Source organism: Mesorhizobium sp. BR1-1-13 (assembly GCF_020165515.1).
In the GTDB taxonomy this organism is placed as follows: Bacteria; Pseudomonadota; Alphaproteobacteria; order Rhizobiales; family Rhizobiaceae; genus Mesorhizobium.
The window spans coordinates 63,091-76,505 of record NZ_JAIUIH010000003.1 but is presented as its reverse complement, the minus strand read 5'-3'; the positions used below and the strand labels follow the sequence as shown (position 1 = coordinate 76,505).

Sequence of the window (13,415 nt, the reverse complement as noted above, 5' to 3'; positions counted from 1 at the left end):
ATTTTTCCGCTATCGTCGCTGCAGGCGGCGCTGGGCGGAGGTCAAGTATGAGCCAGGATGTTCCGACACTGTATGAATGGGCCGGCGGTATCGAGGCGCTGAACCGGCTGACGCAGACCTTTTATGACAAGGTGGCGCGGGATCCGGTCGTCGGGCCGGTGTTCAAGCATATGTCGCCCGACCACCCCGCCCATGTCGCGGCCTTTATCGGCGAGGTTTTCGGCGGCCCGAAAACCTACAGCGAAAAATTCGGCGGCCACCGCGAGATGGTGATGCATCACCTGGGCAAGCATTTGACGGAAGAGCAGCGCCGCCGCTGGATCAACCTGCTGGCTGATGCGGCGGATGCCGTCGGCCTGCCTGACGATCCCGAGTTCCGTTCCGCCTTCATGGGCTATATCGAATGGGGATCGCGGCTGGCCAGGATGAACTCCAATCTCGGCGAAACCTGCGACCCGGAGACCGAGCCGATGCCGGCCTGGGGTTGGGGCGTGCCCGGCGGACCATACCGCGTTCCGGAGGCAAAATAGCGTTCAAGATGCACGGCGGCAGGCGGGGTCATCTCCGCCAAGGGCATGCCGGCGATCTTACGTGCGAGCTTGAGACCGATGGCGGCGGGCTGGCCGTCGGCCATCCCGATTTCCAGTAAAGGGGATGAAGGCGCGATTGCTTGCAAACCGCTCTTTACAGAGCGCGCGGAAGCTTTTAGGAAGCCCCTGCTGCGCCGAGGCGCACGTGTACGGGCATAGCTCAGTTGGTAGAGCGGCGGTCTCCAAAACCGCAGGTCGTAGGTTCGAGCCCTGCTGCCCGTGCCATTTCAAGAAATGGCACGTCAAGACAAAAACTCAGCCGTTTCCAAAATGGCCATCGAAACGATATTTTGCAGGCTGCCCTTTGAAAATCGGCGACCGGCTTGCCATATTAGGCTGATTGAGGCATAAGGGCGCCATAGCCGGGACGGAACGACTGGATGGTTCCGAGGCGGCGTTTGGTCATAAAGCGGACACTTGCCACTTGCGTGGATCAAGAATCGGTTTTATGTAGACGAAACAGACACGCGACGCGTGGAGCTGGGAAGCCGGCTTTACGCGTCTGATTTGCATGGGCGAAATGATTGCGCTGATTCGGCGCGAAAATGGGCCCAGGCGGCACGTCCCGGCCAGCGGGATCATCCAGGAGACCCGGCCAACGGGTCTTGAAGACAGAGCGGCATATGGCTTCGAAAACCACAAATCCTTTCGTCTTTCTCCAGCAGGTTCGCGCGGAGACCGCCAAGGTGACTTGGCCGTCGCGACGCGAAACGATGATCTCGACGGTGATGGTTCTGGCCTTCGCTGTGATCGCGATGATCTTTTTCTTCACCGCTGATCAGCTCATGGGCCTCGCGGTCGAACAGATTCTGGGCATTGGACGCTAAGTCCGGCGATTACGGAGAAGTCGTGAAATGACTACGCGCTGGTACATCGTCCACGCCTATTCGAACTTTGAGAAGAAGGTCGCCGAGGACATCGAGAACAAGGCCAAGCAGAAGGGCCTGTCCGCCGATATCGAGCAGATCGTCGTGCCGACCGAGAAGGTCGTCGAGGTTCGTCGCGGCCGCAAGGTCGACGCCGAGCGCAAGTTCTTTCCGGGCTATGTGCTCCTGAAGGCCAACCTGACTGACGCCGTGTTCTCGCTGGTCAAGAATACGCCGAAGGTCACCGGCTTCCTGGGCGACTCCAAGCCGGTGCCGATCACCGAGGCCGAGGCGCAGCGCATCCTTAACCAGGTGCAGGAAGGCGTCGAGCGGCCGAAGCCCTCGGTTACTTTCGAGATCGGCGAGGCGATCCGCGTTTCGGATGGCCCCTTCGCGTCCTTCAACGGCTTCGTCCAGGAAGTGGACGAGGAGCGGGCGCGGCTCAAGGTGGAAGTTTCGATCTTCGGGCGCGCCGTGCCTGTCGATCTGGAATTCGGACAAGTCGAAAAAGGCTGATCCGAAATCCCTGGCGCCGTTCCGGTGGTCAGGGGAGGCGGCGCGGCAACGCGCGGCCTGAGAACGGTGGGAGGCGAATGCGGCTTTAGCCGGCCGCAGGAACCGCACCACCAGACTGCAACAGCCGGTGTTTTCCCAGATGGTGGGACCGGCATAGACAAAGGCAGGAATAGAGATGGCTAAGAAAATTGCAGGCCAGCTCAAGCTCCAGGTCGCCGCGGGCTCGGCTACGCCGTCGCCCCCGATCGGCCCGGCGCTTGGTCAGCGCGGCATCAACATCATGGAGTTCTGCAAGGCGTTCAACGCGCAGACCCAGGAAATGGAAAAGGGATCGCCGATTCCGGTCGTCATCACCTACTACCAGGACAAGTCGTTCACCTTCGTCATGAAGACGCCGCCGGTGAGCTACTTCCTGAAGAAGGCCGCGAACCTGAAGTCGGGCTCCAAGGAGCCGGGCAAGGTCAAGGCCGGCACGATCGGCCGCGACAAGGTCCGCGCCATCGCCGAGCAGAAGATGAAGGATCTGAACGCAAACGACGTCGAGGCGGCCATGCGCATGGTCGAGGGCTCCGCCCGCTCGATGGGTCTGGAAGTGGTGGGCTGAGATCATGGCAAAGATTGCAAAGCGTGTATCGAAGACCCGCGAAGGCATCGATCCCAACAAGGCTTATACCTTGGGTGACGCGCTGAAGCTGCTCAAGGATCGCTCCACGGTCAAGTTCGACGAGACGATCGAAGTCGCGATGAATCTCGGCGTTGATCCCCGTCATGCCGACCAGATGGTCCGCGGCGTGGTCAACCTGCCGAACGGCACCGGCCGCTCGGTCCGCGTCGCCGTGTTCGCCCGTGGCGACAAGGCCGAGGAAGCCAAGGCCGCCGGCGCCGACATCGTCGGCGCGGAGGACCTGGTCGACATCGTCCAGAAGGGCACGATCGATTTCGATCGCTGCATCGCCACGCCGGACATGATGCCGCTCGTCGGCCGTCTGGGCAAGGTGCTCGGCCCGCGCGGCATGATGCCGAACCCGAAGGTCGGTACTGTCACCACCGACGTCGCGGCCGCCGTCAAGGCATCGAAGGGCGGCGCTGTGGAGTTCCGCGTCGAGAAGGCCGGCATCGTTCACGCCGGCGTCGGCAAGGTCTCGTTCGACGTCAAGGCGCTGGAAGAAAACGTCCGCGCCTTCGCCGATGCGGTGACCAAGGCGAAGCCGGCTGGCGCCAAGGGCAACTACGTCAAGAAGGTGTCCGTCACCTCGACGATGGGCCCGGGCCTCAAGCTCGATGTCTCGACGCTCGCAGCGTCCTGATTAAGACCATTTGGATCGGTCGCTGGAAGGTCGATCCGCAAGTGAATTCCGGGCCCGGATCGTTCTGGGCCCGGTACCGGGAGCCGAAAGGCTTCCGGACATCCTGTCCGAGATTGCAGGCGGCCCGGCCTTGATTGAAAAGGGGGGCCTTAATTCATGTGGGCCTGCATGAGACGGGTGAAGACCTGACAATGGAGCAAGCGCTCCAATGAAAGGTTCGAACCGTGTTTGCCTTTTGTCTGCGCATCGTCCGGCATGCCGGCGATGTGGCGAAAGGGGGCAGGATCCTCGAGCGCTGTTCGGGAGATCCGTTACTGGATGGCCCGGCCGGCAAAAGGCAACCCGACGCCTGTCCTCGTGAATGGGAATGTTCCCGTTAGCAGGATGGGGGTCAACTGGAGATAGGCAGTGGACAGAGCGGAAAAACGCGAACTCGTCACGGGCCTGAACGATGCGTTCTCGAACGCGGGTTCAGTGGTCGTGGCCCACTATGCCGGTATCACCGTCGCGCAAATGAACGACCTCCGGTCGAAAATGCGCGCTGCCGGTGGCACCGTTAAAGTCGCGAAGAACCGTCTCGCCAAAATCGCTCTTCAGGGCACGGACTCCGCGTCGATCATCGATCTGTTCAAGGGACAGACGCTGGTCGCCTATTCGGAGGATCCGATTGCGGCGCCGAAGGTCGCGTCCGATTTCGCCAAGGGGAATGACAAGCTCGTCATCCTCGGCGGCGCAATGGGCACCACCTCGCTCAACGCCGACGGTGTGAAGGCACTCGCCACACTTCCGTCGCTCGACGAGCTGCGCGCCAAGCTGGTTGGCATGATCGCCACGCCGGCAACCCGGATCGCCCAGATCGTCAATGCGCCCGCGGCTTCGGTCGCGCGTGTCATCGGCGCTTACGCCCGGAAGGACGAGGCGGCATGAGGCCGTTCCTCGCTATCACAAACACACGTTCGAACCTTATGAAGGAATACAACAATGGCTGATCTCGCGAAGATCGTAGACGACCTTTCGAAGCTGACCGTCCTCGAGGCGGCTGAGCTGTCGAAGCTTCTGGAAGAAAAGTGGGGCGTTTCGGCTGCTGCTCCGGTGGCGGTTGCCGCTGCCGGCGGCGCTGCCGCTGCCGCTGCTCCGGTCGAGGAAAAGACGGAATTCGACGTCGTCCTCACCGACGCCGGCGCTCAGAAGATCAACGTCATCAAGGAAGTCCGCGCCATCACCGGCCTTGGCCTCAAGGAAGCCAAGGATCTGGTCGAAGCGGCTCCGAAGCCGGTCAAGGAAGCCGTTTCCAAGGCCGACGCCGACAAGTTCAAGGCCCAGCTGGAAGCAGCCGGCGCCAAGGTCGAGCTGAAGTAAGCGTAACAAGCGGCGGGCGGCCTCGCGCCGTCCGCCACTCCCTCGGGTGGGGAGGCTGCGTAGCGCGAGATGTACGAAAACCTCTTTCCTGAGGGCCGAAAACCGGCCCTCAGGAAACGGGTTTTCTCCCGTTTTAGCCGGCCGCCGCCAAGTAGTTTGGTAATGGGGCCGGAGAACAGACAGAGAGCCGCTGCCCAGGCGGTTCGGATGCAAGGCGAGCCGCGGCGAGGCTCGCCCCGAGTTTAGAGCTAAGGAGCGACGATGGCCCAGACCCAGACTTTCAATGGCCGCAGACGCGTACGCAAGTTCTTCGGAAAGATCCCGGAAGTTGCGGAGATGCCGAACCTCATCGAGGTTCAGAAGGCATCCTATGACCAGTTCCTGATGGTGGACGAGCCCAAGGGCGGACGTCCGGACGAGGGACTGCAGGCTGTTTTCAAGTCGGTCTTCCCGATCTCCGATTTTTCCGGCTCCTCGATGCTGGAGTTCGTGAAGTACGAGTTCGAAGGACCGAAATTCGACGTTGACGAATGTCGTCAGCGCGACCTCACCTATGCCGCGCCGCTGAAGGTGACGCTGCGCCTGATCGTGTTCGATATCGACGAGGATACCGGCGCGAAGTCGATCAAGGACATCAAGGAGCAGGACGTCTACATGGGCGACATGCCGCTCATGACCTCGAACGGCACCTTCATCGTCAACGGCACCGAGCGCGTCATCGTCTCGCAGATGCACCGCTCGCCGGGCGTCTTCTTCGACCATGACAAGGGCAAGTCGCACTCGTCGGGCAAGCTCCTGTTTGCCGCGCGCGTCATCCCCTATCGCGGTTCGTGGCTCGACATCGAGTTCGATTCCAAGGACGTCGTGCACGCCCGCATCGACCGTCGCCGCAAGATTCCGGTGACGTCGCTGCTGATGGCGCTCGGCATGGACGGCGAAGAGATCCTGTCGACCTTCTACAACAAGATCACCTACAAGCGCGCCGGCGATCACTGGCGTATTCCGTTCAACGTCGATCGTTTCCGCGGCTTGAAGGCCGTCGGCGACCTGGTTGATGCCGACACGGGTGAGGTTGTTGTCGAGGCCGGCAAGAAGATCACCGCCCGCCAGGCCCGCCAGCTCGGCGAAAAGGGCCTGAAGGCGATCAAGGCGACCGACGAGGACCTGCTTGGCAACTATCTCGCCGAGGACATCGTCAATTACGCCACCGGCGAGATCTTCCTCGAGGCTGGCGACGAGATCGACGACAAGACGCTGAAGGTGCTGCTCGGTACGGGCGAGGAGGAGATCCAGATCCTCGACATCGACCACGTCAATGTCGGCGCCTACATCCGCAACACGCTCGCCGTCGACAAGAACGAGAGCCGCCAGGACGCGCTGTTCGACATCTATCGTGTCATGCGCCCCGGTGAGCCGCCGACGCTCGAAACCGCCGAAGCCATGTTCAACTCGCTGTTCTTCGACAGCGAGCGCTACGACCTGTCCGCGGTTGGCCGCGTCAAGATGAACATGCGCCTCGAACTCAAGGCCGAGGACACCGTGCGTGTATTGCGCAAGGACGACATCCTGGCCGTGGTCAAGACGCTGGTCGAACTGCGTGACGGCAAGGGCGAGATCGACGACATCGACAATCTCGGCAATCGCCGCGTGCGTTCGGTCGGCGAACTGATGGAAAACCAGTATCGCGTCGGTCTGCTGCGCATGGAGCGCGCGATCAAGGAGCGTATGTCCTCGATCGAGATCGACACGGTCATGCCGCAGGACCTGATCAACGCCAAGCCGGCGGCTGCCGCCGTGCGCGAGTTCTTCGGTTCCTCGCAGCTGTCGCAGTTCATGGACCAGACCAACCCGCTGTCGGAGATCACCCACAAGCGCCGTCTCTCCGCGCTTGGACCGGGCGGTCTGACCCGCGAGCGCGCCGGCTTCGAGGTGCGCGACGTGCACCCGACGCATTACGGCCGCATCTGCCCGATCGAGACGCCGGAAGGCCCGAATATCGGCCTGATCAACTCGCTCGCCACCTTCGCGCGCGTCAACAAGTACGGCTTCATCGAGAGCCCGTACCGCAAGATCGTCGACGGCAAGCTGACCAATGACGTCGTCTATCTGTCGGCGATGGAAGAGGCCAAGCACCATGTCGCGCAGGCCAATGCCGAGCTCGACAAGGATGGTCGCTTTGTCGACGAATTCGTCATTTGCCGCAGTGCCGGCGAAGTGATGATGGCGCCCCGCGAGAACGTCGACCTGATGGACGTTTCGCCCAAGCAGATGGTGTCGGTGGCCGCGGCCTTGATCCCGTTCCTTGAGAACGACGACGCCAACCGCGCGCTGATGGGCTCGAACATGCAGCGCCAGGCCGTGCCGCTGGTGCGCGCCGAAGCGCCGTTCGTCGGCACCGGCATGGAGCCGATCGTCGCCCGCGATTCGGGCGCCGCCATCGGCGCCCGCCGCGGCGGCATCGTCGACCAGGTGGACGCGACGCGTATCGTCATCCGCGCAACGGAAGATCTCGATCCGGGCAAGTCCGGCGTCGACATCTACCGGCTGATGAAGTTCCAGCGTTCGAACCAGAACACCTGCATCAACCAGCGTCCGCTGGTGCGCATGGGCGACCGGGTCAACAAGGGCGACATCATCGCGGACGGTCCTTCGACCGAGCTCGGCGATCTGGCCCTCGGCCGCAACGTGCTGGTCGCGTTCATGCCGTGGAACGGCTACAACTACGAGGACTCGATCCTCCTGTCCGAGCGCATCGTCGCCGACGACGTCTTCACCTCGATCCACATCGAGGAGTTCGAGGTCATGGCGCGCGACACCAAGCTCGGACCGGAGGAAATCACGCGCGACATTCCGAATGTCTCGGAAGAAGCGCTGAAGAACCTCGACGAAGCCGGCATCGTCTATATCGGTGCCGAAGTTCAGCCGGGCGATATTCTGGTCGGCAAGATCACGCCGAAGGGCGAAAGCCCGATGACGCCGGAAGAAAAGCTTCTGCGCGCCATCTTCGGCGAAAAGGCATCCGATGTGCGCGACACCTCGATGCGCATGCCTCCGGGCACCTTCGGCACCGTCGTCGAGGTGCGCGTGTTCAATCGCCACGGTGTGGAGAAGGACGAGCGCGCCATGGCGATCGAGCGCGAGGAGATCGAACGCCTCGCCAAGGACCGTGACGACGAGCAGGCGATCCTGGATCGCAACGTCTACGCGCGCCTTTCCGACGTGCTCGTCGGCAAGGAAGCGATCGCTGGACCGAAGGGCTTTAAGAAGGGCTCGACGCTGTCGAAGGATACGCTCGACGAGTATCCGCGTTCGCAGTGGTGGCAGTTCGCCGTGGAGAACGAAAAGCTTCAGAGCGAACTGGAAGCCCTGCGCGGCCAGTACGACGATTCCAAGAAGGCGCTCGAACAGCGCTTCATGGACAAGGTCGAGAAGGTGCAGCGCGGCGACGAAATGCCTCCAGGCGTCATGAAGATGGTCAAGGTCTTCGTGGCGGTGAAGCGCAAGATGCAGCCGGGCGACAAGATGGCCGGCCGTCACGGCAACAAGGGTGTCGTGTCGCGCATCGTTCCGGTCGAGGACATGCCTTTCCTCGAGGACGGCACGCATGCCGATATCGTGCTCAACCCGCTGGGTGTGCCGAGCCGCATGAATGTCGGCCAGATTCTGGAAACGCATCTGGGCTGGGCTTGCGCCGGAATGGGCAGGAAGATCGGCGAGATGATCGACGCCTACAAGTCTGCCGGCGACATCAAGCCGCTGCGCAAGACGCTGGAGAGCTTCATGCCCGCCAACGACCGCAATGAGCCGGTCCGCGAGTATGACGACGAGAGCATCGTTCGCCTGAGCGAGCAGATGCGCCGCGGCGTCTCGATCGCGACCCCGGTGTTCGACGGTGCGCACGAGGCCGACATCAACGTCATGCTGGAGCAGGCGGGCCTGCACACCAGCGGTCAGTCGCAGCTCTATGACGGACGCACCGGCGAGCCGTTCGATCGCAAGGTGACGATGGGCTACATCTACATGCTCAAGCTTCACCACCTCGTGGACGACAAGATCCACGCGCGTTCGATCGGTCCGTACTCGCTGGTCACCCAGCAGCCGCTGGGCGGCAAGGCGCAGTTCGGCGGCCAGCGCTTCGGCGAAATGGAGGTCTGGGCACTGGAAGCCTACGGCGCCGCCTACACGCTGCAGGAAATGCTGACGGTGAAGTCGGACGACGTCGCCGGCCGCACCAAGGTCTACGAGGCGATCGTCCGCGGTGACGACACCTTCGAGGCCGGCATTCCCGAGAGCTTCAACGTTCTCGTCAAGGAGATGCGGTCGCTCGGCCTCAACGTCGAATTGGAGAACACCAAGCTCGACGAAGCCCCGGTTCGGCTGCCCGACGCAGCGGAATAAACAAGACACCCGGTCGCGGGAGAGGCTTCCGCGACCGGGTGCACCAAATTCTTCGGCCGGTGGGCCGACCACTCAGCGGGCATTCGCCCCGCATCAGATGCAAGGGGTTTTCGAGGACCCCGAAAGGAGAACGGCATGAACCAAGAGGTCATGAATCTCTTCAATCCCCAGGCGCCGGCGCAGGTGTTCGATTCCATCCGGATATCGCTCGCCAGCCCTGAGAAGATTCTGTCCTGGTCGTTCGGCGAGATCAAGAAGCCGGAGACCATCAACTACCGCACCTTCAAGCCGGAGCGTGACGGTCTGTTCTGCGCGCGCATTTTTGGCCCGATCAAGGACTACGAATGTCTGTGCGGCAAGTACAAGCGCATGAAGTACAAGGGCGTCATCTGCGAAAAGTGCGGCGTCGAAGTCACGCTGTCGCGCGTTCGCCGCGAGCGCATGGGCCATATCGAGCTGGCGGCACCCGTCGCCCATATCTGGTTCCTGAAGTCGCTGCCCTCGCGCATCGGCACGCTGCTCGACATGACCCTGAAGGACATCGAGCGCGTCCTCTACTTCGAGAACTACATCGTTACCGAACCCGGCCTCACCGCGCTGAAGGAGCACCAGCTGCTCAGCGAGGAAGAGTACATGATCGCCGTCGACGAATATGGCGAGGATAGCTTCACCGCCATGATCGGCGCCGAGGCCATTCATGACCTTCTGGCCGGCATGGACCTGGAGAAGATCGCCGGCGATCTGCGTTCGGAGCTGGCTTCGACCACGTCCGAGCTGAAGCAGAAGAAGTATCTCAAGCGGCTCAAGGTCGTCGAGAACTTCATGGAATCCGGCAACCGTCCTGAATGGATGATCATGAAGGTGGTTCCGGTGATCCCGCCGGACCTGCGCCCGCTCGTCCCGCTGGACGGCGGACGTTTCGCGACGTCGGACCTCAACGATCTCTATCGACGCGTCATCAACCGTAACAACCGTCTGAAGCGGCTGATCGAGTTGCGTGCCCCCGGCATCATCGTGCGCAATGAAAAGCGCATGCTGCAGGAAGCCGTCGACGCGCTGTTCGACAACGGCCGCCGCGGCCGGGTCATTACCGGCGCCAACAAGCGTCCGCTGAAGTCGCTGTCGGACATGCTCAAGGGCAAGCAGGGCCGGTTCCGCCAGAACCTGCTCGGCAAGCGCGTCGACTATTCCGGCCGTTCGGTCATCGTCACCGGTCCGGAGCTCAAGCTGCACCAGTGCGGCCTGCCCAAGAAGATGGCGCTCGAACTGTTCAAGCCCTTCATCTACGCCCGCCTCGACGCCAAGGGTTACTCCTCGACCGTCAAGCAGGCCAAGAAGCTGGTCGAGAAGGAGCGTCCGGAAGTCTGGGATATCCTCGACGAGGTCATCCGCGAGCATCCGGTGCTCTTGAACCGCGCGCCGACGCTGCACCGCCTCGGCATCCAGGCGTTCGAGCCGATCTTGATCGAGGGCAAGGCGATCCAGCTGCACCCGCTGGTCTGCACGGCCTTCAACGCCGACTTCGACGGCGACCAGATGGCGGTCCACGTGCCGCTGTCGCTGGAAGCGCAGTTGGAAGCCCGCGTGCTGATGATGTCGACCAACAACATCCTGCACCCGGCTTCCGGCGCGCCGATCATCGTGCCGTCGCAGGACATGGTTCTGGGTCTCTACTATCTCTCGATCGTCAACCAGAACGAGCCGGGCGAGGGCATGGTGTTTGCCGACATGGGCGAACTCCAGCACGCGCTCGAGACCAAGGCGGTGACCCTGCACGCCAAGATCAAGGGCCGCTTCCGCTCGGTCGACGCCGAGGGCAAGGTGGTGTCGAAGATCTACGACACCACGCCTGGCCGCATGATCATCGGCGAGCTTCTGCCGAAGAACGTCAACGTGCCTTACGAGACCGCCAACCAGGAGATGACCAAGAAGAACATCTCCAAGATGATCGACACCGTCTACCGCCATTGCGGTCAGAAGGAGACGGTCATTTTCTGCGATCGCATCATGGCTCTCGGTTTCGCTCATGCCTGCCGTGCCGGCATTTCGTTCGGCAAGGACGACATGCTGATCCCGGACACCAAGATCAAGCTGGTGTCGGACACCGAGGCCTTGGCCAAGGAATACGAGCAGCAGTACAATGACGGCCTGATCACGCAGGGCGAGAAGTACAACAAGGTCGTCGACGCCTGGGCCAAGTGCTCGGAAAAGGTCGCCGACGAAATGATGGCCCGCATCAAGGCGGTCGAGTTCGAGGACAGCGGCCGTCAAAAGCCGATGAACTCGATCTACATGATGTCGCACTCCGGTGCGCGCGGCTCGCCCACCCAGATGCGCCAGCTCGCCGGCATGCGCGGCCTGATGGCCAAGCCGTCGGGTGAAATCATCGAGACGCCGATCATCTCGAACTTCAAGGAAGGCCTGACCGTGCTCGAGTACTTCAACTCGACCCACGGCGCCCGCAAGGGTCTGGCAGACACCGCCTTGAAGACGGCGAACTCGGGCTATCTCACCCGTCGTCTGGTCGACGTGGCGCAGGACTGCATCGTCAACTCCGTGGACTGCGGCACCGACAAGGGCCTCACCATGCAGCCGATCGTCGATGCCGGTCAGGTCGTCGCTTCGGTCGGCCAGCGCGTGCTGGGCCGCACCGCGCTCGACGACATCAACCATCCGGTGACCGGCGAATTGCTGGTCAAGGCCGGAACGCTGATGGACGAGCGCGACGTGGAGCAGATCGAAAAGGCCGGCGTGCAGTCGGTCCGCATCCGCTCGGCGCTGACTTGCGAAGTCAGGGTCGGCGTCTGCGCGGTCTGCTACGGACGCGATCTGGCCCGGGGCACCCCGGTCAACCAGGGCGAGGCCGTCGGCGTCATCGCAGCGCAGTCGATCGGCGAGCCGGGCACCCAGCTCACCATGCGTACCTTCCACATGGGCGGTACGGCGCAGGTGGTGGATAGCTCGTTCCTTGAAGCCTCTTATGAGGGCAAGGTCGAGATCCGCAACCGCAACGTGGTGCGCAACTCGGACGGCCAGCAGATGGTCATGGGCCGCAACATGGCGGTGCTGATCCTCGACGAGGCCGGCAAGGAGCGCGCAACGCACCGCGTCACCTATGGTTCGCGCATCTTCGTGGACGATGGCGACAAGGTGAAGCGCGGCCAGCGCATCGCCGAGTGGGATCCTTACACCCGCCCGATCCTCACCGAAATCGAGGGCAAGGTGGCGTTCGAGGATCTGGTCGACGGCATTTCCGTCCAGGAAACGGCCGACGAATCGACCGGCATCACCAAGCGTGAGGTCATCGACTGGCGTTCGACGCCGCGCGGCAACGACCTGAAGCCGGCGATCGTGGTTCAGGACGCCAAGGGCAAGGTCGGCAAGCTGTCGAAGGGCGGCGATGCCCGCTTCCTGCTCTCGGTCGAGGCCATTCTCTCGGTCGAGCCGGGTGCTCAGGTTCGCCCGGGCGACGTCCTGGCGCGTATCCCGATGGAAAGCGCCAAGACCAAGGACATCACCGGCGGTCTGCCGCGTGTTGCCGAGCTGTTCGAGGCCCGTCGTCCGAAGGATCACGCCATCATCGCAGAGATCGATGGTACGATCCGCTTCGGCCGCGACTACAAGAACAAGCGCCGCATCATCATCGAGCCGCATGACTCGACGCTTGAGCCTGTCGAATACCTGATCCCGAAGGGCAAGCCGTTCCATCTCCAGGACGGCGACGTCATCGAGAAGGGCGACTACATCCTCGACGGCAATCCGGCGCCGCACGACATCCTGGCGATCAAGGGCGTGGAGGCGCTTGCGTCCTACCTCGTCAACGAGATCCAGGAGGTCTACCGTCTGCAGGGCGTGTCGATCAACGACAAGCACATCGAGGTGATCGTTCGCCAGATGCTGCAGAAGGTCGAGATCACCACGCAGGGCGACTCGACCTATATTCCGGGCGACCACGTCGACGTGATCGAACTGGAAGAGGTCAACGAGCGCCTGGTCGAGGACGGCAAGAAGCCGGCCGAAGGTCAGCCGGTGCTGCTCGGCATCACCAAGGCCTCGCTGCAGACGCCGTCCTTCATCTCGGCCGCCTCCTTCCAGGAGACGACCAGGGTGCTGACGGAAGCCGCGGTTGCCGGCAAGACCGACATGCTGCAGGGCTTGAAGGAAAACGTCATCGTCGGCCGGCTGATCCCGGCCGGTACCGGCGGCACGATGAGCCAGATCCGCCGCATCGCGACCTCGCGCGACGAACTGATCATCGACGAGCGCCGCAAGGCCTCCGGTGTCGAAGTCGCCGAGCCGATGCTGGCCGACATGACAACCGCCGCGCAGTAAGCGCGGCGGCACGAAATCTCAGGCAACAAGGCCGCCGGGGCAACCCG

9 protein-coding genes and 1 tRNA gene are annotated in these 13,415 nt (G+C 62.5%); all 10 read left to right on the top strand.

Features of this window, described 5'->3' with window-relative positions; translation table 11 throughout:
- The first annotated feature begins 47 nt into the window (after positions 1-47).
- Positions 48-530 (top strand): group II truncated hemoglobin, encoded by a 483-nt coding sequence (locus LB533_RS07885; RefSeq protein ID WP_140638044.1) that lies wholly within the window; start codon positions 48-50, stop codon positions 528-530.
- Between the two features lie 209 nt (positions 531-739).
- A tRNA-Trp gene (locus LB533_RS07880) sits at positions 740-815 on the top strand.
- A gap of 398 nt (positions 816-1,213) precedes the next feature.
- Entirely contained in the window at positions 1,214-1,417 is a 204-nt protein-coding gene (gene secE, locus LB533_RS07875; protein WP_013531408.1) for a preprotein translocase subunit SecE, read from the top strand.
- 27 nt (positions 1,418-1,444) lie between these two features.
- Complete coding sequence (gene nusG, locus LB533_RS07870; protein ID WP_140501620.1) at positions 1,445-1,972, top strand: transcription termination/antitermination protein NusG; 528 nt, start codon at positions 1,445-1,447, stop codon at positions 1,970-1,972.
- A 175-nt stretch (positions 1,973-2,147) separates the two neighbouring features.
- Positions 2,148-2,576, top strand: a complete 429-nt coding sequence (rplK, locus tag LB533_RS07865) for a 50S ribosomal protein L11 (protein ID WP_140501622.1) — start codon at positions 2,148-2,150, stop codon at positions 2,574-2,576.
- Positions 2,577-2,580: 4 nt separating this feature from the next.
- Entirely contained in the window at positions 2,581-3,279 is a 699-nt protein-coding gene (gene rplA, locus LB533_RS07860) for a 50S ribosomal protein L1 (RefSeq protein WP_140501624.1), read from the top strand.
- Between the two features lie 408 nt (positions 3,280-3,687).
- The gene (gene rplJ, locus LB533_RS07855; RefSeq protein WP_126054425.1) at positions 3,688-4,206 is read left to right on the top strand and encodes a 50S ribosomal protein L10; all 519 of its coding nucleotides are present in this window, start codon (positions 3,688-3,690) and stop codon (positions 4,204-4,206) included.
- A 54-nt stretch (positions 4,207-4,260) separates the two neighbouring features.
- Positions 4,261-4,638, top strand: coding sequence for a 50S ribosomal protein L7/L12 (rplL, locus tag LB533_RS07850; protein WP_027146630.1), 378 nt, complete (start codon positions 4,261-4,263; stop codon positions 4,636-4,638).
- Between the two features lie 261 nt (positions 4,639-4,899).
- The gene (gene rpoB / locus LB533_RS07845) at positions 4,900-9,036 is read left to right on the top strand and encodes a DNA-directed RNA polymerase subunit beta (RefSeq protein ID WP_140638045.1); all 4,137 of its coding nucleotides are present in this window, start codon (positions 4,900-4,902) and stop codon (positions 9,034-9,036) included.
- A gap of 135 nt (positions 9,037-9,171) precedes the next feature.
- The gene (gene rpoC / locus LB533_RS07840; protein WP_140638046.1) at positions 9,172-13,368 is read left to right on the top strand and encodes a DNA-directed RNA polymerase subunit beta'; all 4,197 of its coding nucleotides are present in this window, start codon (positions 9,172-9,174) and stop codon (positions 13,366-13,368) included.
- The last annotated feature ends 47 nt before the right edge of the window (positions 13,369-13,415 follow it).